The sequence below is a fragment of the Acinetobacter sp. YH12099 genome, from assembly GCF_013419195.1.
Taxonomy (GTDB): domain Bacteria; phylum Pseudomonadota; class Gammaproteobacteria; order Pseudomonadales; family Moraxellaceae; genus Acinetobacter; species Acinetobacter towneri.
This window is the reverse complement of record NZ_VPAP01000005.1, coordinates 102772-124523: the sequence shown is the minus strand read 5'-3', so window position 1 is coordinate 124523 and position 21752 is coordinate 102772. Positions and strand designations below refer to the sequence as shown.

Annotated in this window: 23 protein-coding genes and 2 pseudogenes; 12 read left to right on the top strand and 13 right to left on the bottom strand. The window is 40.4% G+C overall.

Annotated elements, in window-relative coordinates; genetic code table 11:
* Nucleotides 1-76: 76 nt before the first annotated feature.
* From FTU39_RS05120 to hemW, 3 genes are all read right to left on the bottom strand, one after another.
* Nucleotides 77-1165: an HpaII family restriction endonuclease gene (locus FTU39_RS05120; RefSeq protein WP_180051822.1), complete on the bottom strand. Its 1089-nt coding sequence runs from the start codon at nucleotides 1163-1165 to the stop codon at nucleotides 77-79.
* Nucleotides 1149-2258: a DNA cytosine methyltransferase gene (locus FTU39_RS05115; RefSeq protein ID WP_004974609.1), complete on the bottom strand. Its 1110-nt coding sequence runs from the start codon at nucleotides 2256-2258 to the stop codon at nucleotides 1149-1151. The genes FTU39_RS05120 and FTU39_RS05115 overlap by 17 nt, the downstream gene beginning before the upstream one ends.
* A gap of 141 nt (nucleotides 2259-2399) precedes the next feature.
* Nucleotides 2400-3554: a radical SAM family heme chaperone HemW gene (gene hemW, locus FTU39_RS05110; protein ID WP_131260602.1), complete on the bottom strand. Its 1155-nt coding sequence runs from the start codon at nucleotides 3552-3554 to the stop codon at nucleotides 2400-2402.
* Nucleotides 3555-3675: 121 nt separating this feature from the next.
* Between hemW and FTU39_RS05105 the strand changes: the two genes are divergently transcribed.
* The 3 genes from FTU39_RS05105 to FTU39_RS05095 all read left to right on the top strand — a co-directional run bounded on the left by FTU39_RS05105 (nucleotide 3676) and on the right by FTU39_RS05095 (nucleotide 6984).
* Nucleotides 3676-4137 (top strand): DMT family transporter, encoded by a 462-nt coding sequence (locus tag FTU39_RS05105; protein ID WP_070153402.1) that lies wholly within the window; start codon nucleotides 3676-3678, stop codon nucleotides 4135-4137.
* A 38-nt stretch (nucleotides 4138-4175) separates the two neighbouring features.
* Nucleotides 4176-5540, top strand: a complete 1365-nt coding sequence (locus FTU39_RS05100) for an MATE family efflux transporter (RefSeq protein ID WP_154320289.1) — start codon at nucleotides 4176-4178, stop codon at nucleotides 5538-5540.
* A gap of 145 nt (nucleotides 5541-5685) precedes the next feature.
* Nucleotides 5686-6984 (top strand): AarF/ABC1/UbiB kinase family protein, encoded by a 1299-nt coding sequence (locus FTU39_RS05095; protein ID WP_004974602.1) that lies wholly within the window; start codon nucleotides 5686-5688, stop codon nucleotides 6982-6984.
* Nucleotides 6985-7142: 158 nt separating this feature from the next.
* Here the strand turns inward: FTU39_RS05095 and FTU39_RS05090 are convergent, their stop codons facing one another.
* Complete coding sequence (locus FTU39_RS05090; protein WP_131260605.1) at nucleotides 7143-7463, bottom strand: type II toxin-antitoxin system PemK/MazF family toxin; 321 nt, start codon at nucleotides 7461-7463, stop codon at nucleotides 7143-7145.
* The gene (locus FTU39_RS05085) at nucleotides 7463-7744 is read right to left on the bottom strand and encodes a type II toxin-antitoxin system RelB/DinJ family antitoxin (protein ID WP_136144463.1); all 282 of its coding nucleotides are present in this window, start codon (nucleotides 7742-7744) and stop codon (nucleotides 7463-7465) included. Before FTU39_RS05085 ends, FTU39_RS05090 begins: the two co-directional genes overlap by 1 nt.
* A 277-nt stretch (nucleotides 7745-8021) precedes the next feature.
* Here FTU39_RS05085 and FTU39_RS05080 point away from each other — a divergent pair, with 277 nt between their 5' ends.
* Nucleotides 8022-8270 carry a type B 50S ribosomal protein L31 gene (locus tag FTU39_RS05080; protein ID WP_004974599.1) on the top strand — a complete coding sequence of 83 codons (249 nt, stop codon included), beginning with the start codon at nucleotides 8022-8024 and terminating at the stop codon, nucleotides 8268-8270.
* Nucleotides 8271-8483: 213 nt separating this feature from the next.
* On the opposite strand, the gene crcB is transcribed toward FTU39_RS05080, so the two are convergent.
* The gene (gene crcB, locus FTU39_RS05075) at nucleotides 8484-8861 is read right to left on the bottom strand and encodes a fluoride efflux transporter CrcB (RefSeq protein WP_131260607.1); all 378 of its coding nucleotides are present in this window, start codon (nucleotides 8859-8861) and stop codon (nucleotides 8484-8486) included.
* A gap of 234 nt (nucleotides 8862-9095) precedes the next feature.
* On the opposite strand from crcB, the gene FTU39_RS05070 reads away from it, so the two are divergent.
* Nucleotides 9096-9428 carry a HopJ type III effector protein gene (locus FTU39_RS05070; protein WP_180051821.1) on the top strand — a complete coding sequence of 111 codons (333 nt, stop codon included), beginning with the start codon at nucleotides 9096-9098 and terminating at the stop codon, nucleotides 9426-9428.
* A 166-nt stretch (nucleotides 9429-9594) separates the two neighbouring features.
* Here FTU39_RS05070 and FTU39_RS05065 read toward each other — a convergent pair whose 3' ends face one another.
* Nucleotides 9595-10161: a hypothetical protein gene (locus tag FTU39_RS05065; protein ID WP_179989057.1), complete on the bottom strand. Its 567-nt coding sequence runs from the start codon at nucleotides 10159-10161 to the stop codon at nucleotides 9595-9597.
* Nucleotides 10162-10332: 171 nt separating this feature from the next.
* On the opposite strand from FTU39_RS05065, the pseudogene FTU39_RS05060 reads away from it, so the two are divergent.
* A pseudogene (locus FTU39_RS05060) lies at nucleotides 10333-10957 on the top strand (class I SAM-dependent methyltransferase).
* On the opposite strand, the gene FTU39_RS05055 reads toward FTU39_RS05060, so the two are convergent.
* A complete protein-coding gene (locus FTU39_RS05055; protein ID WP_180051820.1) occupies nucleotides 10954-11427 on the bottom strand; it encodes a Holliday junction resolvase-like protein in 474 nt (157 codons plus the stop codon). The pseudogene FTU39_RS05060 and the gene FTU39_RS05055 sit on opposite strands and share 4 nt — an antisense overlap.
* A 115-nt stretch (nucleotides 11428-11542) precedes the next feature.
* Here FTU39_RS05055 and FTU39_RS05050 point away from each other — a divergent pair, with 115 nt between their 5' ends.
* The 4 genes from FTU39_RS05050 to FTU39_RS05035 all read left to right on the top strand — a co-directional run bounded on the left by FTU39_RS05050 (nucleotide 11543) and on the right by FTU39_RS05035 (nucleotide 14778).
* The gene (locus FTU39_RS05050) at nucleotides 11543-12187 is read left to right on the top strand and encodes a ParA family protein (RefSeq protein WP_004974554.1); all 645 of its coding nucleotides are present in this window, start codon (nucleotides 11543-11545) and stop codon (nucleotides 12185-12187) included.
* 117 nt (nucleotides 12188-12304) lie between these two features.
* A complete protein-coding gene (locus FTU39_RS05045) occupies nucleotides 12305-13435 on the top strand; it encodes an AI-2E family transporter (protein WP_373683415.1) in 1131 nt (376 codons plus the stop codon).
* Nucleotides 13436-13598: 163 nt separating this feature from the next.
* Nucleotides 13599-14141 (top strand): superoxide dismutase family protein, encoded by a 543-nt coding sequence (gene sodC, locus FTU39_RS05040; protein WP_179990364.1) that lies wholly within the window; start codon nucleotides 13599-13601, stop codon nucleotides 14139-14141.
* Between the two features lie 340 nt (nucleotides 14142-14481).
* Nucleotides 14482-14778, top strand: coding sequence for a DUF3817 domain-containing protein (locus tag FTU39_RS05035; RefSeq protein ID WP_004974548.1), 297 nt, complete (start codon nucleotides 14482-14484; stop codon nucleotides 14776-14778).
* Between the two features lie 123 nt (nucleotides 14779-14901).
* On the opposite strand, the gene FTU39_RS05030 is transcribed toward FTU39_RS05035, so the two are convergent.
* The 4 genes and pseudogenes from FTU39_RS05030 to FTU39_RS05015 all read right to left on the bottom strand — a co-directional run bounded on the left by FTU39_RS05030 (nucleotide 14902) and on the right by FTU39_RS05015 (nucleotide 18499).
* Nucleotides 14902-16131, bottom strand: coding sequence for an MFS transporter (locus FTU39_RS05030; protein WP_180051819.1), 1230 nt, complete (start codon nucleotides 16129-16131; stop codon nucleotides 14902-14904).
* Nucleotides 16132-16312: 181 nt separating this feature from the next.
* Nucleotides 16313-16422 (bottom strand): annotated as a pseudogene (locus tag FTU39_RS05025) (pirin family protein); the annotation flags it as partial.
* A gap of 138 nt (nucleotides 16423-16560) precedes the next feature.
* Complete coding sequence (locus FTU39_RS05020) at nucleotides 16561-16932, bottom strand: hypothetical protein (protein ID WP_180051818.1); 372 nt, start codon at nucleotides 16930-16932, stop codon at nucleotides 16561-16563.
* Between the two features lie 157 nt (nucleotides 16933-17089).
* Nucleotides 17090-18499 (bottom strand): FAD-binding oxidoreductase, encoded by a 1410-nt coding sequence (locus tag FTU39_RS05015; protein WP_154320282.1) that lies wholly within the window; start codon nucleotides 18497-18499, stop codon nucleotides 17090-17092.
* A 346-nt stretch (nucleotides 18500-18845) separates the two neighbouring features.
* Here FTU39_RS05015 and serA point away from each other — a divergent pair, with 346 nt between their 5' ends.
* Both serA and FTU39_RS05005 read left to right on the top strand, forming a co-directional pair.
* A complete protein-coding gene (gene serA / locus FTU39_RS05010; RefSeq protein WP_104852617.1) occupies nucleotides 18846-20078 on the top strand; it encodes a phosphoglycerate dehydrogenase in 1233 nt (410 codons plus the stop codon).
* A gap of 160 nt (nucleotides 20079-20238) precedes the next feature.
* On the top strand, nucleotides 20239-21117 hold the full coding sequence (locus FTU39_RS05005; protein WP_004974539.1) for a DMT family transporter: 879 nt from the start codon (nucleotides 20239-20241) through the stop codon (nucleotides 21115-21117).
* Nucleotides 21118-21130: 13 nt separating this feature from the next.
* On the opposite strand, the gene FTU39_RS05000 is transcribed toward FTU39_RS05005, so the two are convergent.
* On the bottom strand, nucleotides 21131-21589 hold the full coding sequence (locus FTU39_RS05000; RefSeq protein WP_178319395.1) for a hemerythrin domain-containing protein: 459 nt from the start codon (nucleotides 21587-21589) through the stop codon (nucleotides 21131-21133).
* Between the last annotated feature and the right edge of the window lie 163 nt (nucleotides 21590-21752).

Below are 21752 nucleotides of genomic sequence, written 5' to 3'. Positions count from 1 at the left end.
ATTATCCTATTTGAGTTTTATTATGAAAATTGAATCAAAAGTTCAAACTATATTAAGATAAAAGATATATTTTTAATCATTTAAAGCGAATTTGTAGATTTAAAGACAGATACAATTTATTGTCCTTTAGAAATAATTGACCAAAATCATGCTTGGTTTTACTTGCCATCTCAAACTTTGTATTATTGTATAAATACTCTTCAAATTCATGGCGATGATACAGATGATAGCAAATGATCTCGCCATCTTCTTTAATTACTAAATATCCACCTGTAGAATCAATTTCGTTACCTGTCCAAACTGTACCAGGCATCATTCCAATTGCTATTTCACACAATAATTTTTTAATTTTAAACTGATAAAAAGGATGCTGATGTTCAAAAGAATATTTCATTGGATTTTCATAAGAAATTTCATTAAAAATATCTTTAACTGAATTAAGAGTTGATGTGTAATATTTAAATATAGCTTCTGCCATAATTTTTGGTAGTAAACTATCCAACAAAATTAAATTATTCTCAAATACAGCATTATTTAAATGGGAAAATTTAATATCGGCTCCCAACATTTTTAAATGTGCTATACGAGATTTAATAATTGGTTGTGGCAATGCAAGCTGATTAAAATCTTCAATCTCTTTTTCGGTTAGGCAAATATTTTTTATTTCAAAAATAAAATTTGTTGTCTTTCCTGCATTTAACAATGTGGATGGTTTACCTAATTTTGACTTTATGCTAAATCCCAATTCAGGCATTGTTCCAATTTTTGCATCATAAATTACGATTCTAATATCACTTTTCGCACTAGATTTTGCTTTAATCTTATTTGCTTGGTATCTGGATATAAAGTTTTCCACATCTGGAATAGTAAATGATGCCGTTTGCTTTTTCTGTAATTCTGCCAGCAAAAACTGAGTAATATCTCTGAGTTCCTGTAATGGTATCTGAAAAACATCTTCACCCCGCAAAATCTCTACTATACCCTCTGATTTATGCGGTACATAAGTGAATAAATGATGATGTTCTTGACGTAAAATTCTAATTACAGGATAAATTAAATTATTTATTTTATTTAAGTTTTCATCACCCGCACTTAACTCCCCATCACATAGTAATTTAAAAATGGCATAGAGTTCACTCCATTCCCCCTTATTTGCTGTAATCATACTCACCAATCTTCAATGCTTTTAATATTTCTTTTGCAGTTGCCTGTATCGCTGGAATAGCAACAGAATTTCCAAATTGTTTATAGGCTGAGGCATCTGAAACCACGATTTTGAAATGATCTGGAAACCCCTGCAACCGTGCCCATTCTCTTGGCGTCATTTTCCGAATACCTTTCCGATTTACCTCTCCTTTAATTCTAGTAGTTGGAGTAAAGTCTGTAATTCTATGATCTATAACTAAATTACGCTCTCTCCCCATTCCACCTACAACTATGGCATTGGCAATTGCGTGATCTGGAATAATAGCGTAACCAAAACCATTTCCTTTATTTTCATGTCGAGCTTTATGCTTTTCCAAGGTATCTAAATACTGTGTAGATAAGTAATATTTAGTAGGTACAACCTGAGTTTCCTTTATATCGGCAAAACAGGTTTTTTTATTTAATGGTTGTGGATAAGAGAAATTTTGAATTCCAGTATCTTTATGGAAGCCTACAATAAAAATTCGCTCTCTATTTTGGGGAACACCAAAATCTTTAGCATTTATAATTTGAGGCTCAGCAACGTAGTAACCTAAATCATCTCTTAATGTTTTTAAAATAGTTTTAAGTGTATTTCCCTTATCATGACTAATTAAGCCTTTAACATTTTCTAAAAAGAAAGCTTTAGGTTGTTTCCGTTTTATAATATCCGCAACGTCAAAAAATAGCGTACCGCGTGTATCTTCAAATCCAGATCTTTTACCTGCAATTGAAAAAGCCTGACAAGGGAAGCCTCCACATAAAATATCGAAATGATCAGGTATCGCATTTTTAGTAGACTCTAAAGTGATATCACCATAAGGCGTTTCACCAAAATTGACGGAATATGTTTTTTGGGCATATAGGTCTATTTCTGATGAAAATACGCACTCGCCACCAAGATTTTGTAACGCTAGCCGAAATCCACCAATTCCTGCGAATAGGTCAATAAATTTAAATTTACTTGGGTATTCTGGATAAAAAGGGATTGATTCAAAGAGGGAAAGGTTTTCCTCTTTGTTTACCACTAATTCACCATGAGCCTTTAAAACTTTTGGACTAGTAGAGTTCATCTCAAACCTTCAAGGCGATACAATAACAAAGCCATTACAATAACAAAATTTACCTTAAATAGCATGCAGTGCAAGACACAAGCTGTCGCTCTAGCACAATATTCGATAAGCGTTAGGACAGATGCCTGAGCTGAACTCAAATCACAAAAACGCTTCCAACACCGAATTTAAAAACACATGCCCTTGCGCAGTACATGCCAATCGCTTCGGATCATCCTGCAACAATTGCCGCTGACGCAATGTATTTAAAATATCCTGCAAATCATCCAAGTTTAAACCTGTGCGGGCAGTATACAAGTTTGCCTCAACCCCATCATTCAGGCGCAGTGCATTCATCATAAATTCAAATGGCAACTCATCGGCTGCAATTGCTTTAAACTGCAAGTTTTCCGCAGGTACTTTGGCTAAGTAATCTTTCGGCAAACGGGTTTTTTGGAAGCGATACACACCATCATGCAAAGTCACTTTGCCATGCGCCCCCGCACCTATCGCCAAATAATCGCCAAACTGCCAATAATTTAAATTATGTGCAGACGGCAACTCTTTACGCCATGCAGACACTTCATAATTCACAAAACCTTGCGCAGTTAAATAGGCTTCACCCTGCGCTTGAATTTCTTCCAAGACATCATCTACAGGTAAAATTGGCTGAGTGCGGAAAAAAACAGTATTAGGCTCAATAGTCAATTGATACCATGAAATATGCGTTGCACCATGTTCCACTGCCAGTTTTAAATCCTGCAGTGCTTGCTGCAAAGTCTGTTCAGGCAAGCCATGCATTAAATCGACATTAATTCGCTGAAAGCCCGCTTCACGCGCCAAGCCAATTGCGGCAATCGCATCATCATTAGAATGAATACGCCCTAATTTTTTTAAATGCTCAGTATTAAAACTCTGCACGCCAATCGACAAACGGTTAATGCCTGCAGCCAAATAATCTGCAAAGGGATCATGCTCCACTGTTCCCGGATTAGCTTCCAACGTAATTTCGCAGTCATCTTCAAAAGCTAGCACGGCTTTCAGCTGTGTAAATAACCATTGATACCCCTGTGCTGAAATTAGCGAAGGTGTGCCACCGCCAATAAAAACACTGTGAATTTTCCGCCCCTGCGCAAACTGAGTCTGAGTTTTAAAATCTTCCAGCAAAGCCTGTAGATATTCCTGTTCTAAATCTAAACTCAACTTACCGTCAGGCACAGCATGTGAATTAAAATCACAATACGGACACTTACGCACGCACCACGGCATGTGAATATATAAAGATAAAGGAATATCAATGGGTTGAAGTGGATTCAAAGACAGACTCAATGCAAAATCAAAACAGTGATACAGATTTTAACATGACTACAGCAGGACACTGATGTATTCCCTAGAATTTGCTTTAGACTAGAGTCTATGAAATAAGAAAAATGTGCAAATGATGAAAATATCCAGCCAATTACTCTTAATTTTGCCACTGGCGATGGGCATCGGGATTGCAATGGCATTTCAAACTGCAATCAACAGCCAATTGCGTGAATATTTATATTCTCCGCTACAAGCTGCCCTTTTCTCTTTTTTGGTTGGTACAATAGTTTTAGCCATACTGGTATTTTTTCAACAAGTCGAGAAACCCAACCTCAGCACCTTGCTCAACATTCCTTGGTATTTATGGATTGGCGGATGTTTAGGGGTTTATGCCATCAGCATGAGTATTTATAGTGCTCCCAAACTAAGTTTGCTTACTTTGTCTGGGGTGATTATTTTTGGACAAATGGTCACCTCAATGCTGATTGATCATTTTGGGTTCCTAGGCACTGAAAAAGTTGCTATCAACTGGCAACGTCTTTTAGGTAGCGTGGTGATTTTTATTGGTGTGCTTCTCACTTTACAACGCTAATACCCAAACGCTAAGCACCTCAGGCATTGAGATTTTTTGTGTCAAATATATATTCTGTGACCACGACCCGTTTTGAATTAAAACAGCTTTTTCAACTGATGATTCCAATTTTGGTCACACAATTTGCGCAAGCAGGTTTAGGTCTAATTGATACCATTATGGCAGGTCACATGTCTGCCACCGACTTAGCTGCTATTGCTGTTGGGGTTGGTTTATGGATGCCTATTATGCTGCTGTTCAGTGGCATTATGATTGCTACCACACCCTTAGTCGCCGAGGCTAAAGGCGCGCGTACCCCAGAAAAAATTGCCACCATCGCCCGTCAATCTTTATGGATTGCATTTATTTTAGGCGTGATTGCGGGGCTGATTTTACAGCTCATGCCTGCACTATTACCGTTATTTGGTGTGCCTGAAAATTTACAGCCCAAAGCAGGCTTATTTTTACATGCCATCGGTTTTGGGATGCCTGCCGTGACCATGTATGCCGCTTTGCGCGGTTATTCAGAAGCACTGGGCTATCCACGCCCTGTGACCGTAATTAGTCTGTTGGCATTGGCTTTATTGGTTCCACTGAACTTTATGTTTATGTATGGTTGGGGGCCTCTGCCTGAACTGGGCAGTGCGGGTTGCGGTTTTGCCACCGCCATTTTGCAATGGTTAATGTTTATAACTTTGGCATTTTATATTTTTAAAAGTCGCGCCTATCAAAGCACGCAGGTATTTAGCCAATGGGAAGCGATTGATGCGGTCTGGATTAAACGTATTTTGCTGTTAGGACTGCCCATTGGTTTAGCCATTTTCTTTGAAGTGAGTATTTTTAGTACTGCCGCCATTGTAATCAGTCCTTTGGGAGAAACCAAACTGGCAGCCCATCAAATTGCCATGTCAGTCACATCTCAGTTATTTATGATTCCCATGTCTTTGGCAATTGCCCTGACCATTCGTATTGGCACATATTATGGCGAACAAAATATTCACGCCATGCGTAAAGTACAAGGCTTAGGCTTTGCAACTGCAACTGTATTTGCCTTTTCTACAATGACGCTGATGTGGTTTTTCCGTCCTGAAATCATTTCAATTTACACCCGCGACCCGCAAGTGGCGCAAGTGACGATGTCTCTATTATTATTTGCGATTGCCTATCAACTCATGGATGCATGGCAAATTAGCGCAGCAGGTTGTTTGCGTGGCATGCAAGACACTCAGGGCCCAATGTGGATTACCATGCTTGCTTATTGGGTTGTGGCTTTCCCCATTGGCGTGTATTTAACTCGTTACAGCAGTATGGGCGCTGCAGGGGTTTGGGTCGGGCTGATTGTCGGTTTAAGCATTGCCTGTGTGTTACTTCTGACCCGTTTATATTTCAACAATCAACGACTGGAACGCCAATTTACAGCATAAACCTCAGCCTACTCACCTACATGCCAAAATACGTTTTGGCACGTGGGTCTTGTGATCAAAAAATACTTTAACAATTAAAAGTAGGCATTTTGCTCACGAACACTTATGATCAAAAGATAGTAAAGATGATCTTGAGGAACATCGCATGGCAAAAACGGCGCGTACACCTGGTCGTCGCTTTATGAAACTTGCGAGCATGACAGCAAGTATTGCAACCAAAACGGTATCGAACTCGATTAAAAACCTCACCGCAGATGAAGAACAAAAAAATGCGGCACGCAGCCAATTGTTTCAGGATATTGGTATCCAAATTGCTGATACCTTAGGCGAAATGAAAGGTGCGGTGATGAAAGTCGGGCAAATTGCCTCGCAATATAAAGATATTTTTCCGCCTGAAGTTGCCAAAGCCATCAGTAAATTACAGCGCCAAGCACCTGCCATGCCTTTTGCTGAAATTAAGGCACAAGTTGAAAAAGAACTCGGTAAACCGCTCGACAAAATTTTTAAACACTTTGATGAAACTCCGTTTGCAGCCGCATCTATTGGGCAAGTGCATAAAGCCATTTTACCCAATGGCGAGCAAGTGGTGGTCAAAGTGCAATATCCTGGGGTCGATGAAGCCTGCGAAAGTGACCTGAAACAAGTCCGTTTGGCACTGCGTTTAATGGGTGTACTTAAAATAGACCGTAAATTACAAGACCGTCTATTTCAGGAAATTCAGGAAAGTTTAGACAATGAGCTGAACTACCAGATTGAGGCACAAAACCTAGAAGTAGCGCGTACCTTTCACGCGGCTTTGGATGATAAAATTATTATCCCACAAGTGTTTAAAGACTATTCTTCGCGGCATATTCTCACCTTAAGTTTGGAACAAGGTGAAAATATAGAAACGGCAAGCACATGGTCACAGCGTACCCGCAACACTTTGGGACGACGTTTATTGCGTGCCATGGGTCAAGAAATCTTTTATTTAAAACGCTTTCATTGCGACCCGCATCCGGGCAACTTTGCGTTCCGCCAAGATGGTTCTGTGGTGATTTATGATTACGGCGGCGTCAAAACTCTATCGAATGATGTAGTGCATCATTTTCGACAACTGATTCATGCTGCGCGTGCGCAAGATATTGCCGAAATTGAACAGCATCTAGATGCACTGCAGGCAATTTCTGCATTGGGTAAATTCCCTGAAGATTTATATTTGCAATGGTTAGAAGTGCTGATGCGTCCGCTAACCACACATTATGATTTTGCTGAAAATTCTGCCCATCATGATGGCGTTGAGTTGGTCAAAAGTTCATTGAAATATTGGGATGTGTTTAAGCCTTCTCCCGATACCTTAATGGTGAATCGAACTGTTTCAGGGCATTATTGGAATTTAATTCATTTAAAAGTACATGATAATTTAAATGATATTTTTGAGGAGTTGGTTCCACCGCGAGCTTAGACTCAACTTTGGACTCAGCAAAGGATGCTGAAAATAAAGCCCAATCTGTTTTATGCTCCGTAACTAAAATTATAATCCAGACAAAAAATCCTCCCAAATGTAGGAGGATTTTTTGTTATCTAAACCGATTCATTCAAGTTGAAACGATGAAATTCAAATTATTGAATTTCAAGGTGTTTGATTAAGCATTCCAGATCATCGGCAGACAGTTGTCCAATATAAGTGAGTTGTGTTTTTTGGATAGGCAGCTGATATGTTTGTACTGTATCAATCCACGATGGCTTTTTTAAACCAGCCTGTTGCCAGTTTTTAATTTCCACATATTTGCTTTTAATAAAAGCAGACTTATTTTCGTACTGACTACTTAAACGGAATACAACATAGTCGGTGTCCGTTTGGCGAATATACAACACAGGTCTGGTCTTACCCTCGGCAATATCTGTAAAGCCAACATAAGCCCAATAGAGTTGTTGGGTCATTAGTAGCCGCCATCATCTTCTAAAAAAGCAGCAGTATCCGCAGCGCTAGACACTTTTACACTAGGAACATTATGGCTCATCGCGATTAATCTTGCTGTATTCAAATCCTCGTCACTCACTTGAGTCGTGACAGGTATTTTGCCAGTTCGTGCAATTTCAGCATAAACCATGCTCATTACAGTAGCAGGCGTCAGACCAACTTTTGTCATAATGTATTCTGCTGATTCCATAATTGCCTGATCAACCGTGTATTGAACCCGTTTTTTTACCAATGTTGTCATCATATGCTCCATTTACACCACTAAATGCCATTTTATGCCTTATAATGGCACGGGTCAAACTTGTTCTTACGATGCCTTTTCACTTCAAATAGAAAAAATTATTTAATCTGTGCAGACACTATTCCCTCAATGAAAGCCCTTATACAACGGGTTTAGAAAAAGATTGGATAATTTTTATGTAAAACTCACTAGAAAGAATGCATGTGGGTTTTATTTGCCAAATTAATTGTTATGTTATAACATTTCACAAATTACACACTTAGTTTGGAGAAATCTCATGCGCCCGAATATCCACCCAGAATATCGTGAAGTTTTATTCCACGACACCAACGCCAATGCCTATTTTGTGATTGGCAGCACCTTGCAAAGCAGCCAAAGTAAAGAATATGAAGGCAAGGTATATCCTTATGTGACTTTGGATATTTCAAGCGCATCGCATCCGTTCTACACAGGTGAACAACGTCAAACCAGTAATGAAGGACGTGTCGCGAGCTTCAACAAACGCTTTGCACGTTTCAAACGCTAAGCTTGAGTTTTATTGCAAAATCTCACAATCACTTCATATTCAGTTAAGTTTTCTGTTTTATATTTTAAACATAGCAAGATTGCTCATCGAAACGATGGGATATCCTCTATCTTCAAAGCCCAAGCACTCTCCTCCAGCTTGGGCTTCTTTTTATTTATAATTTTTATCTAATGGATTTTTCTACTCAACGATTGATTTGGTACAGACCCTAATCTAATGTTTTAAAAACTGTTGAATCACATAAAAACCCAATCCCAGCAACATCACTCCCAAAACCACACTGGAAAGCGCATAACTAAACGCCATACCTTGCTGTCCATGTCTTAAGAGTTGCCAAGTTTCCAAACTAAAACTGGAAAAAGTGGTAAAGCCACCTAAAATACCTACCATCAGTAATAAGCGGGCTTCCTGCTGCAACACAGGATATTTCTGACTCAATGCAAAAAATACACCTGCCAAAAAGCAGCCAAACAGATTGACCGACCACGTTGCCCATGGAAAATGCTGTGCCGATTTAAATAAATACAGGCTTGCGGCATAACGTAAACTTGCGCCAATTGCACCGCCCATTGCTACCAAAAGCCAATTCATCTGTTCTACTGTCCTTTTTGCGGCTATGTCGTGTATTTCTCACAGCCATAATTTTTAGTCACATGTGATCTCTCTCTGTATTTCAAGATATTCTTGCCCGAAGCATCCATATCTTTGCTCAGATTTTACATCTTCCTAAATCACATAAGTTAAATACACGAAAAAGTTTTCCACTCAAAACCAAATTGCGCTAGTCTGCATATTATTTCAATTTAGGCACATGTGGAGGATGTCATGGCAAAAGAATTATTGGCTCAAGTTGAGGCAGGCAGTGCAACATTTGCCGATGTGCTCTCATTTATTGAAGCACGTTACACCTACACGCCAACTGCTTTCAAAAATGGGCAACAGCTCAACGCCGCCAATGAAAATCAGGGCAGTGCCAAAATATTTTCATTTGCGAAACTCAATGGCTTAGATCAGGCGCAAACCCTCAGCCTATTTGCAGAACATTATGCTTCAGTACTTGCAACACCTGATGGAACTGATCATCAAAATATCCGCCAGTTTATGCAGCACGGTTGGGATGGCGTTCAGTTTGAAACGCTAGCCCTCAGCGCCAAATAAAAACAACTTTAACCAAGCAAAAACCGCATGAAAGTTAAACCTAATCATGCGGTTTTTTATTAGGGATGTGTACGTTTCACGTGGAGCAATACTCAAGCTGTTTACCGTGTATGAGATACAGTTTCGGCAAGTATCTACAATTCAAACTCTAAACTAAACATCACACTCAGCTTTTGACTTTTTCAATCCACTGAATTGAACTAACGCGAAATACTTCACAAGCACCATCCCCCGTATCGGTGGGTGTAAGAGAGGATGTCCAAACCAAGTCGTGATCTTTCACTTCAACCAACTCACCTTTTAAACGTACCAAATCACCTCGTTTTACTTTTTGAATGTCTTTGGCAATTTTTGGGTTGGCAGGAATGATGTGCATATTAGATACCATTTGCATGGCTTGTTCAGCAGGCACAGGTAAACGGTCTATTTTCCAGTTTAAATAGCGGTCATATTGATTGACTGTGATATGACGGGCAATTTCAGGCTCAGCAAACAAGCCCCAACTCACCGCATAATCAATCGGAGAAAATTTGGCTTGGGCATCATCTTGATAGGTTTTTGAACCCAAAATTCGAAAATCACCCTTAAAAGGTTGCAACACTTCAATCGACTGACCTTTCATGACAGGAGGCAAGCCTTTGGCAATATTACGCTCGACCGCAGCATAGACGGAACATGGCAAAGCCAGAGTCAGTAACAATGCCGTGAGTTTTAGCGAAATATGCGTGTTCATCTTAAAATCTGCCTATTAAATTCATCTATCTATATTTATCTTAATCACAGATCATGAATACAATAGTTGAAATTGGTAACAAAATGCAGTCATTGGCTCATTCTGACATGGCAAAAACCCTGTAATTTCAGCTAAGCTTATCGGCATAAAAATCAATAATTAGATCTGCACATGCTCTATAAATTTTATCAAAAACATATTTTCCCGCACTTGCTGAATCAGGTCATGCAAACTCCATCCTTAATGGATTTACGACGTGAGCTTTTATTGGGCGTATCGGGCGAGGTTTTGGAAATTGGCTTTGGCACAGGTTTAAATTTACCTTTTTATCCGGGTGTAGATACCGTGTATGCATTAGAACCCAATACCGTAATTTTCCAATTTGTGCAGGAACCAATTGATGCAACACCGTTCGTGGTTGAGCAGATCACCGCAAGCGCAGAACAATTGCCTTTTGCAAGTAATCAATTGCAGCATGTGGTGTCCACGTGGATTGTGCAGTATTCCAGACCTAGAACAAAGCCTACGAGAGATTTATCGCGTCTTACAACCAGGTGGTACTTTGCACCTCGTAGAACACGTTTTGAATCGACAAAATTTGAATGTTCAGCGTTTACAACATCTGCTCATGCCTCTTCAAAAAAAAGTTGCAGATGGCTGTCACTTAAACCGTGACATTGAAAATATCCTACTAGAAACTGGTTTTGAATTGGGTGAAGTTCAATATGTTGATGCTGCAGGTATCCCCAGTCTTGCACAGCACATGTTATTGGCGCGAGTACATAAACCTCTTTAATCACAGTCCTCAAAATCAATCCGAATGGTTTCAAAACGCAGTCTGCCCTGCTGAATGGCCTGCGCAATTGCTTGCTGACCTTTGGTCAAACGTGCACCACCACTCTTAATATCAATCAGGACAATTGCAATATCTTCGGCACGCCCATTGCCATCCCGATAATCGGTATAACCATCAAACACGATATAATCAACAGGATCACCTAAAAATTTGGCATCGCTCGGTAAATACTGAAATTCGGGCATAATCGGTGCTAATTGCTCTGCCATTTTGCCTTTCAGTACCGCACGACTGGTATTTACACTGCGCTTTTGTGCCTGCAATAATGCCTGCTGATGTGACAGTTCAATTTCTGCAATATATTGTTCATACTCGGCTTTAATCCGTCCATTGCGGCTATTGCTTAATATTAAGGTGGTCAGCACCACGCCTATACAGGCACCAATCAGCATCGCCATCCAGATTGACATAAAACCTTCCTAAACCTTTTTTGCAGAACTCGATACGACTTTTGTCAACTGTCATATTCCGAGCACAAAACAATGATATGCTAGGGATGAGCAGATTAAAATCGATTCGAGGGTCATGAAAACTATATTAATTGCCAACCAAAAAGGTGGCTGTGGAAAAACCATTACGGCTATTAGTTTAGCATCTGCGCTTGCACAAAAAGGCTATAAAGTTGCTTTGGCGGATGCCGACAATCAAAAATCTGCGCTGCAATGGTTAAAACAACGACCAGAAACAGCCGCTCCAATTCAAAGTTTAGATTGGCGTCATGAAAAGTCGATTGGCGATGCACCCAAAAACATTGAATATTTAATTATTGATGCACCTGGTGCGTTATCGGGTGAGCATGCCGAGCAGCTGATTAGCGAAGCACATGCCATTATCACACCTCTACAGCCTTCATTTTTTGACATTGACTCCACCCGTCGCTTCTTAAAACACTTACAAGACATTAAGCGGATTCGTAAAGGCAAAGTCCAAATTTTGCTGTTGGCCAATCGGGTCAAACCCAACTCTGCCAGCTCTAAAGATATTCAGGATTTTTTCCAGAAAATCGAGCAACAGCCTGTGGCATGGATTTCAGAACGTGCAGCCTATGGACAATTGGCAATGCAAGGTTTAAGTATTTTTGATAAAACCCAAAAAACTTATCTGCAAATGCAAGATCAATGGCAGCCTGTACTGAATGCCATTGTAGATGACCCTGCTCAATGGTTTTAAAGCCTAGAATCGCCACCGTTTAGAACTTATTCACCAGAACTTACCAAGCTCTCGTTTTCGGGAGCTTTTTTTTCAGTTAATATGGCACATGACCTTAGGAATGTTTCAGTGAATTCAGTGCAACAGTACGCGCCAACATTACAAAAAATTTTATTGTTTGGACTGTTTTTTGTCCTGATCTTTTTGGGTTTTCACATACTCAAATATTTTATTGTTCCTGTTGTTTGGGCAGCAATCATTGCCTATATGAGCTGGCCACTATATCAGTCGGTGCTACGTTTATGCGGTCATCGTCCTACGCTTAGCGCAGCCTTAATGATGCTGATGGTCACGTTGGTGGTCGGCATTCCACTCACTTTTGCCATTTTTATCCTGCAACATGAAGGTCGCAACTTATATTACGAATTACAAAAACAGGTCTTTTCCGGACACTTAAATGTCCCTGATTTCATTCGCAATTTACCTATTATTGGTAAAGAAGTCACCCGCACCCTTAAAGAAATTAATCACGATCCGAACAGCATTGTGCAATCCATTTCCTTATGGATTCAAGGGCATTTGAATTACGGTAAAGTGGTGATTAATGAAGTCAGCAAAAACCTGATCAAACTGGGTTTTGCCCTGCTGTCATTATTCTTTTTCTACCGCGATGGTCACACCATCTTGCATCAAGTCAGCAAAGCGCTAGAAATGGTGATTGGGCCACGTATTCATCACTATTTAGATACTATTTCTGAAACCACACGTGCTGTGGTTTATGGCGTTGGACTCACTGCAATTGCGCAGGCTTTACTCGCAGGCGTGAGCTATTTTGTCGCTGGGGTACCTAACCCAATGGTGCTAACCATTGTGACTTTCTTATTTGCCTTAATTCCGTTTGGCCCACCTTTAGCTTATGGTTCGGTTTCGCTGTGGTTATTTAGCCAAGGGCATACGATGGAAGCGATTGGCGTGATGGCATGGGGCGTATGTGTGGTCAGCACTGCCGATAACGTGATTCGTCCTTTGGTGATTTCGGGTGCCACTCAAATTCCATTCCTGTTGATCATGTTTGGAGTTTTAGGTGGAATTGCCAGTTTTGGTCTGATTGGTCTATTTATTGGCCCTGTGATTTTGGCAGTCTTACTCGCTATTTGGCGTGAGTGGTTGCATGAAAACAATCAGCCCGAAGCTTTAATGATGCCTAAAGCCACACTTGCCCACGACCTACCCGAAGACGATTCATCTTCCAATTCAAAGCTTAATTAAGCTTTCTTTCTGATCATATTGCTCATTTAGCTGTGTTGATCTGAACAAATCAGCTCAACACAGTACATACATACTACTACGCAAACGTTGTATTGTAACGTGGCTAACTTTGTTTCAATCAAGACATCCCTAAATATTATGCACAACAAACAGGATGTCTTTTATGCGCTCAATACTTAAATTTGCCAGTCTTGCTGCTTTTAGTGGTGTCGTACTCATGGGTTGCAGCACCACCGCAACCACACAAGAAAAATCAAAATTAGTGAAAATGCATGCTGTTTCAGCACAAGGGATTGGCAAAGAATTAGGTACAGTCGAACTACGTGACAGTGCAGCAGGCTTAGTCATTCACACCCAACTCCAACAACTCCCTGCAGGGGAACGAGGTTTTCATATCCATGAAAAAGGTTCATGTGCAGCAGCAGAAAAAGATGGAAAAATGGTTGCTGCTTTAGCAGCGGGCGGACATTTTAATCCCAAAAATATCCCGAATCATGGTACACCGCTTACAGGACATTTAGGGGACTTACCGGCTTTAAGTGTTGCAAACGACGGAACAGCTAAAGTGACTGTGATTGCACCCCGTTTAACATTGGCACAAGTTGAAGGGTTGGCCTTGATGATTCATGCAGGCGGTGATAACTATGCCGACCATCCAAAACCATTGGGCGGCGGCGGTGAGCGAATTGCCTGTGGGATTATTTAAGCGAGCATGATGCATTTTCAATAAAACATTTATTACCAATTGTGGATAAGTTAAGGGTTATACACATGCCTTTCGACTTATCCGCAAAAAGTAAAATTTATCTTTTTGAGGATTATTCTCAAACGACACTCAATGCAGCTCTTCTTGCTTTATATCGGTCGTATTTCATAACCACACTTACTCGTTTTTGAATAACTTGCTACTATTTTGCACAAAATTAGCTCAATTTTGCAGCCATCGTATCTAGCTCATCAATGTGCAGAGCTCCCAACAGCTCGTCTTTGCGATTGTCACTATTTGCGCTACACTGCTGTTTTATCGACATGAAAAAGATTTGGGCATGAACATTAAAACATTACGTTGGGTTGGGTTCCTAGAAGGTATTTCATTCTTATTGTTGTTATTTATTGCTATGCCCATGAAATATATGTTCGATAACCCAATTTTAGTGAAATATGTAGGTATGGGACACGGCGTATTGTTTATCGCATTTTTAGTGGTGCTTTTTGTGGTTTGTGAAAAACAAAAATGGTCTCTTAAAATGTTTATTTTGGGCTTAATTGCTTCAATTTTACCTTTTGGCCCATTTGTTTTTGATGCTAAATTGAAAAAGATGGAACAACCAGTACAAGCTTAATCTGCAAGTCCTTTTCAGCTTTCATCATATTACACATTTTCTGAAATTTAATTTATAAATCAAATGTTTGCAAGGTGATGCCACATCACCTTGTTTTATGATGCAGCTGAAAAATTTAAACCCTTAAAACTGCCCTGCAGCAACTCGCTCCTGCATCACCTGTTTAAGCATCATGCGTGGCAAACTAAACCAAAGCGTTATCAACACCAAACAAGCCAAACTATACGCCCAAATATCAAACCGCATATATAAAACACGTACGAGTTCAATCACAATAAAAAAGCACAGCATCAATAGCATTGAAACACTAGCAGCAACAGTACCTTTAGACACTTCCGATGACATTAAGGCGAAACGGTATAAGACTGAGAAGCTCATTCCCTCACCAAAACTGATCAAGCTCATACCAATCACCAAACACCAAACAAAATAACTTTGCCAAATTGCTCCCAATACGATCATCACACTACCTAACAACATTAAAGGTAAACCAATCAAGACTGTTTTTCCTAAAGGTAAACGGTCTATGACTTTCATCAGTACCAGATTGCCTAAAATCAAACCACCCAAAACAGGAAACTGCGCCAAACCGTATTGCAGACTACTAAAGCCTAACTCTTCCACCAACATCACGGGAGATAACGCAATCCACAACATTAAAGGCATGCTCAATAATGGCAGCGCCAATGTCAAACCTAAGAATCTGGTATTTTTAAAAACTTGCTTAAAATCATCCCATACATCTCGAAATGGAGGTTTGGAAATACGCTGCTGATTTTCAGGCATTTTGGCTTTCAGTCCAAACCAACTCAAAAATGCCAACAGTGCTATGCCGATAAAACCCCAATGCCAAGAAACATGCTCAATCATAAATGCACCTAAGACTGGGCCGAGCAAGGGAGCAAGTAAAGAGACGTTCGCCATGAGCGCCATGACTTTAATTGCATCACGTTCTGCAAAGTTTTCCTGAATAGCCGCATAACCGACTGCACTAATGACTGACAAACCAAAACCTTGAAAAAAACGAAGAACAAGGAAGCTTTCAATGTTCTGAGTCAATAAAATCAATAAACAGGTTAGGGTAAAAAATGCCACGCCGCCCAATAATACTTTTTTGCGTCCCAAACGGTCAGAGAGTGGCCCCAATAACCACGCCACACAAGCACCCCCCAGCAAATAAAATGACATGGACGAAGCTGCCCATGCACTACTGACACCAAAATCTTGTGTGATGGCCAACATTGCGGGTTGAACCAAGTCATTGCCAATATAAACGGCGAACTCAAACAAGACCAAAGCCAAGGGAAACATGAGTGTGGCACGTTGAATGGTATTTTTTTGCTGCTGTGGCATGAGTTATAAAGGACAAAACGATGCAAGTCAGCCGCGTTTAGCCCATAAAAATAGAAAATTGAGCTGCAGTTTAACAGAGTTGAATGGCAAATTTATGGCGCATTTTTTAAGTCCGTTAAATAAATTGCGGCACTTGATGTGACATCAGACCAAGTTAGGCATCACCTCCTTCAGCGGGTTAAGGCGATACGGTATTGCCCAATTCATAATATGAAAATACCGAAAGTACAGGATAAAACTACCCACGGCAATGAGGCGATCATTACAGTGTAGAAATGCTAGCGTTTTGATGGACATGCTGCGCTCACACGTTTTTGAATCGAATGAAGTCATCCTAAATAAAAGCTGTGGATAACACGAGTATTATCCACAGACGCTTTGTTGCATTTTTAGAACATCATGCAAGATTTACCTAAGCCCTACAGCAATTTAAGGACATTTTTTGCTTTGGAAAGTCTTGGTATTTTTACCACGTGCGCATAAGTAAGCGGTTTGCACATCACCCTGCTGCCATTGTCCATTAATATTTTTAAAGTGATAAATACTACGAATTGAACGTACCGAATCATCCATTAAGCCTGTTTCGGTAATTTTTACTTCTGCCGCAGTTGGTGCTTCGACACGGTTAAAGTATTGACGAATTTCAACGGTAGCCAATTCTTTACGCAAATCTGGACGTTGTTTGAGTACCTGCGCCAAAGGTGTTTCTGCAGGCGTAACTTGTGAAATAATATTCTGTGTAGTCGCACAGCCTGACAATAACGCACCACCCAATGCGGAAACCGTGATTAAACGCAACATAACTCCTCCAAAATGTTGATTATTATTTATGCTTCTATGATGCCCTGTTAGCGCAGAAACGCTAGAACAGAAATGTAAAATTAAAACAGCGGCATAAAAAAACGCATCACGAGGATGCGTTTTTCAATTCACTTAAATAAATGAAAGGCGAAAGGAATTACAAATCAAATAATTTGCCTGGGTTCATAATGCCTTGAGGGTCAAAAACCTTTTTCAACGCTTTCATATATTCAATTTCTTCAGCCGAACGTGAATATTCCAAATATGGTTTTTTGGTCATGCCTACACCGTGTTCTGCAGAAATAGAACCATCATATTTCTTCACAGTATCAAATACATACTTATTTACCACCTGACATTTGGCAAAGAATTCGTCTTTGCTTAAATCGGCAGGTTTAAGAATGTTCAGGTGCAAGTTACCATCACCAATATGGCCGAACCAGCAAATTTCAAAGTCAGGATAGTTTTCTGCCACAATTGCATCAATTTCCTGAATAAATGCAGGAACATGAGTAATCAATACTGAAATATCGTTTTTATATGGAATAAACGGTGCAATCGACTCAGAAATGTCTTCACGCAAACGCCATAAACTTTCAACTTGGTCTAGGCTTTGGCTCAATACGCCATCCATCACCCAGCCTTGTTCCATACAGTGTTCAAAAATTTCCATCGCCTTGTCCATAATTGGCTCAAATGGCGCTTCAAATTCAAGTAACACGTAAAATGGACATTCGGTTTCAAATGGACGTTGCACATGACCATGATCCAAGACTTTTTGCATCGCCAATTCACCAAAGAATTCAAATGCAGTCAGATCAATTTTAGCTTGGAAAGCATGTAATACAGGCATCACCGAATTAAAATCAGGTACGCCCAACACCATCACTTGCAAATCTTGCGGTTGGCGTTCTAGCTTAATTTCAGCTTCGGTCACTAAGCCAAGTGTGCCTTCACCGCCAATAAATAAATGTTGCAGCGCATAACCTGTTGCGTTTTTGATCATGCCCTTGTTCAGACGCAGGATATCTCCTTTGCCTGTTACCACAGTCAGACCCAACACCCAGTTACGGGTCATGCCGTATTTAATGACTTTAATACCGCCCGCATTGGTACCAATATTACCGCCAATTTGTGAAGAACCTGAAGATGCAAAATCGACTGGATAATACATGCCTTGTTCTTCGGCATAGTTTTGTAGTTGCTCAGTCACCACACCCGCTTGCACACGTACCATACGGTCTGCAGGGAAAAATTCCAAGATTTGGTTCATCTTGTCCATGCTGACTACAATTTCACCATTGGCTGCCACCGCACCCGCAGATAAACCTGTACGTCCGCCCGATGGAGTAATGGCCACATTAAACTGATTCGCCAGTTTTACAATGGCTTGTACTTGCTCTGTGCTTGATGGAAAAACGATGACCGATGGGTTTGGATCAAAATGCTTTGTATGGTCACGACCCCAGTTTTGGAGGCTATCAGCATCCGTTTTAATACGGTTTTCACCGACTATTGCCGTTAATTGGGTCAATAACTCAGGGGTTAAAGCGACTGGAGCATTCATCGTTTGCAGACCTAGCAAGAATTAAACAGGAAGAAAAGCGACTGTCTGCACATCTTGATCTATTTGAAGATGAAGATACTGCAGACTAAATATGTGCATCAAAGCAACAGCGTGGGTTGGCTTTCATGTGCGCCGCTTATTATAAGCGATTTTTTTGAAAAACCTGTGAATATTGGCAATTCCGATAATATAACGTGGTAAGAACAGGCAATTTTGGGCAATATTTCTGAAAGAGATTATATCTGACAAAAAATACCTGCACTCTTGGTCATAAAGGAAATGTATATCGACCCATCTCCTATGTTATCATACCGCCACTAAATTTGGCCTTTGTAGCGGAGCCGTAATGAGCCAACATCTTTCACTACCTAAAGATAAAATTCGTTTCTTGTTGTTAGAAGGCGTACACCAGAACGCAATCGACGTGTTAAATGCAGCGGGTTATACCAACATCGATTATCGTAAAACGGCGCTTGAGGGCGATGCGTTAAAAGAAGCGATTAAAGATGCGCATTTCATTGGAATTCGTTCACGTACACAGCTAACTGAAGAAGTTTTTGAAGCTGCGAACAAACTAATTGCGGTAGGTTGTTTCTGTATTGGTACAAACCAAGTGAACTTAACTGCAGCAATGGAACGTGGTATTCCAGTTTTCAATGCCCCTTATTCAAACACCCGTTCGGTTGCAGAATTGGTATTGGCTGAAGCAATTTTATTGCTACGTCGCGTACCTGAAAAATCAACCGATACACATGCAGGTGGCTGGAACAAGTCTGCAGTCGGTTCATTTGAAACACGTGGTAAAACTTTAGGTATCGTGGGTTACGGTTCAATCGGTTCTCAACTTTCAGTATTGGCTGAAAGCTTGGGTATGCAGGTCATTTATTATGATGCTGTAACCAAGTTACCTTTAGGTAATGCACGTCAAGTTGGCTCTATGGGCGAATTATTGGCAAATGCTGACGTGGTTTCTTTACACGTTCCAGATGTACCATCTACCCGCAATTTCATGGCAAAAGAACAATTTGCACAAATGAAAGAAGGCGCAATTTTCATTAACGCGGCACGTGGTACTTGTGTGGTGATTGAAGATTTAGCAGATGCTATCAAGTCTGGTCATATTGCAGGTGCTGCAGTTGACGTATTCCCGAAAGAACCAAAAGCCAATGGTGAAGAATTTGTTTCTCCACTACGCAACCTACCAAACGTGATTTTAACACCGCACGTGGGTGGTTCTACTATGGAAGCGCAAGCGAACATTGGTTTAGAAGTGGCAGAGAAATTTGTTGCATATTCAGATAAAGGTATGACTTTGTCTGCAGTGAACTTCCCTGAAATTGCATTGCCATTAACTGAAGGCAAGCACCGTTTATTACACATTCACCAAAATATTCCAGGTGTATTGTCTAAAATCAACAACTTGTTTGCTGAACATGGCATCAACATCTCTGGTCAATCACTTATGACCAAAGGTGATGTCGGTTATTTAGTGATGGACGTTGATGCAACTGCATCGAAAGAAGCACTAGATACTTTACACGAAGTTGAAGGCACAATTCGCGTACGTGTCTTGTTCTAAGACCACACGCTGATGCTACAAAAAACCACAGTCTTAGTACTGTGGTTTTTTATGTCTGATCTATGGGCATGACCTTGAGTTTCCACAGCTCTGCATTTTTAAACTTGCTATAATCTGCCTGACTTTCTCATTTCCCCACTGTTGAGTATTTTTCTGCCCCATGCCAAACGCCCAACTCACTGCGGTGTTGTTCATGGTTTTATCCATGATCTCCTATCAAATCAGTGCTTCTTTTGCCAAACAATTGTTTCAGGTGCTTGACCCGCTTACTGTGACGATTTTGCGACTGTGCTTTGCCAGTGTAATTGTGGCAATCATGTTTCGCTCATGGCAAATTCTGTCGCGGCTCGCACATTTAAAATGGCGTGATTTATTGTGCTATAGCGCAGCCTTGGGCTTAATGAATATTCTGTTTTATCTGTCTTTGGGCAAATTGCCACAAGGTATTGCGGTGGGTTTAGAGTTTGTCGGGCCTTTGGGCTTGGCTTTATTATCCATTCAAAACCGTAAAGATTATGTTTGGGTGTTGTTGGCGATTTTAGGCATTATTCTTATGGTGCCTTGGGGACAAGCGCAGGGTGATCATTTTAGTCTGTTTGGTGCAGCATGTGCCTTAGGTGCAGGATTGTGCTGGGCTTTTTATATTTATTTTGGGCAAAAAGTGGTGCAACAAAATATTGGCATGCACGCGCTGACCATCGCCATCAGTATTTCGGCTTTGGCTTTGATTCCCTTCGGACTGTATAACAATGCCCCCGCACTGTTTGAAACCCAGTATTGGGGTAAGGCGCTTGCCATTGCAGTACTTGCCACGGCCATTCCTTATGCGCTGGATTTACAAGCCTTAAAACAACTCAGCAAAATGAGTTATGGCACACTTTCCAGTTTATCGCCTGCTTTAGCCGCACTGACAGGCTTGGTATTGTTGGGTGAGAAAATTACTTCACTGCAATGGCTCGCCTTATGCTGCATTATGTTAGCTTCGGTCGGTGTTACTTTTAGAGCAGTAAAAAAATCCAAACAGCCGCAGAATGTTTAAATCAGAATAATGCTTAAACCAAACTGTCTTTAGACATCTGTTGGTATTTTTCATACTCTGCCAAATATTGCTTGGCTAGACTTTGTTTTTGCTGTTCAGACAAAATTTTGCCTGCCTGCTGAAAAAAGCCATGTTCTTCTTCTTTTAAATGATGATGCACTTTATCTGACAGTTGCTTTGCAATGGCCAACCAACCTGTGTTGCTCATTTCAGTTTCGGTTAATTGTTCAAGTAATTCATCCATTTGATGATGCTCTGCCAAAGCATGGCGAGTGATATTTAAACCTGCGTCAGTCATCATTAAGGGAATATAAAAATAGCGATCTTCTGCCACTGCATGCGCAAATAATTCATTTTTAAGTTGTTCAAATATCGCTCTACGTTCAGGGCTATCACCTGAAGTTTGCGTCAGTTGGTGGGCTAAATTTCGTTGAATGTCGTGACTTTGGCGTAAAGCTTCAAAAATATTCATGTGCAGACCTCTGTTTTTTACCCATGCGCGGCGAACAGATTGATAAAAATCTACTCGCACATCCACATCGGTTTTGGAGTCAGTTTTTTAATTTCGTTTTAATCCTCTAAGTACTGTATAGAGGATCAATCCAAAATCCTGCAACTATTTGTATAAAAAGCTT

Coding starts and splice junctions, on each gene's coding strand:
- FTU39_RS05020 (WP_180051818.1), bottom strand. CDS start 16,932: ATGTTGCGTTTAATCACGGTTTCCGCATTGGGTGGTGCGTTATTGTCA.
- FTU39_RS05090 (WP_131260605.1), bottom strand. CDS start 7,463: ATGACCCAACAACTCTATTGGGCTTATGTTGGCTTTACAGATATTGCC.
- FTU39_RS05085 (WP_136144463.1), bottom strand. CDS start 7,744: ATGACAACATTGGTAAAAAAACGGGTTCAATACACGGTTGATCAGGCA.
- FTU39_RS05035 (WP_004974548.1), top strand. CDS start 14,482: ATGAACATTAAAACATTACGTTGGGTTGGGTTCCTAGAAGGTATTTCA.
- FTU39_RS05055 (WP_180051820.1), bottom strand. CDS start 11,427: ATGTCAATCTGGATGGCGATGCTGATTGGTGCCTGTATAGGCGTGGTG.
- FTU39_RS05000 (WP_178319395.1), bottom strand. CDS start 21,589: ATGAATATTTTTGAAGCTTTACGCCAAAGTCACGACATTCAACGAAAT.
- FTU39_RS05070 (WP_180051821.1), top strand. CDS start 9,096: ATGGCAAAAGAATTATTGGCTCAAGTTGAGGCAGGCAGTGCAACATTT.
- FTU39_RS05065 (WP_179989057.1), bottom strand. CDS start 10,161: ATGAACACGCATATTTCGCTAAAACTCACGGCATTGTTACTGACTCTG.
- FTU39_RS05095 (WP_004974602.1), top strand. CDS start 5,686: ATGGCAAAAACGGCGCGTACACCTGGTCGTCGCTTTATGAAACTTGCG.
- crcB (WP_131260607.1), bottom strand. CDS start 8,861: ATGAATTGGCTTTTGGTAGCAATGGGCGGTGCAATTGGCGCAAGTTTA.
- FTU39_RS05030 (WP_180051819.1), bottom strand. CDS start 16,131: ATGCCACAGCAGCAAAAAAATACCATTCAACGTGCCACACTCATGTTT.
- FTU39_RS05050 (WP_004974554.1), top strand. CDS start 11,543: ATGAAAACTATATTAATTGCCAACCAAAAAGGTGGCTGTGGAAAAACC.
- serA (WP_104852617.1), top strand. CDS start 18,846: ATGAGCCAACATCTTTCACTACCTAAAGATAAAATTCGTTTCTTGTTG.
- FTU39_RS05080 (WP_004974599.1), top strand. CDS start 8,022: ATGCGCCCGAATATCCACCCAGAATATCGTGAAGTTTTATTCCACGAC.
- FTU39_RS05115 (WP_004974609.1), bottom strand. CDS start 2,258: ATGAACTCTACTAGTCCAAAAGTTTTAAAGGCTCATGGTGAATTAGTG.
- FTU39_RS05105 (WP_070153402.1), top strand. CDS start 3,676: ATGATGAAAATATCCAGCCAATTACTCTTAATTTTGCCACTGGCGATG.
- FTU39_RS05005 (WP_004974539.1), top strand. CDS start 20,239: ATGCCAAACGCCCAACTCACTGCGGTGTTGTTCATGGTTTTATCCATG.
- sodC (WP_179990364.1), top strand. CDS start 13,599: ATGCGCTCAATACTTAAATTTGCCAGTCTTGCTGCTTTTAGTGGTGTC.
- FTU39_RS05120 (WP_180051822.1), bottom strand. CDS start 1,165: ATGATTACAGCAAATAAGGGGGAATGGAGTGAACTCTATGCCATTTTT.
- FTU39_RS05015 (WP_154320282.1), bottom strand. CDS start 18,499: ATGAATGCTCCAGTCGCTTTAACCCCTGAGTTATTGACCCAATTAACG.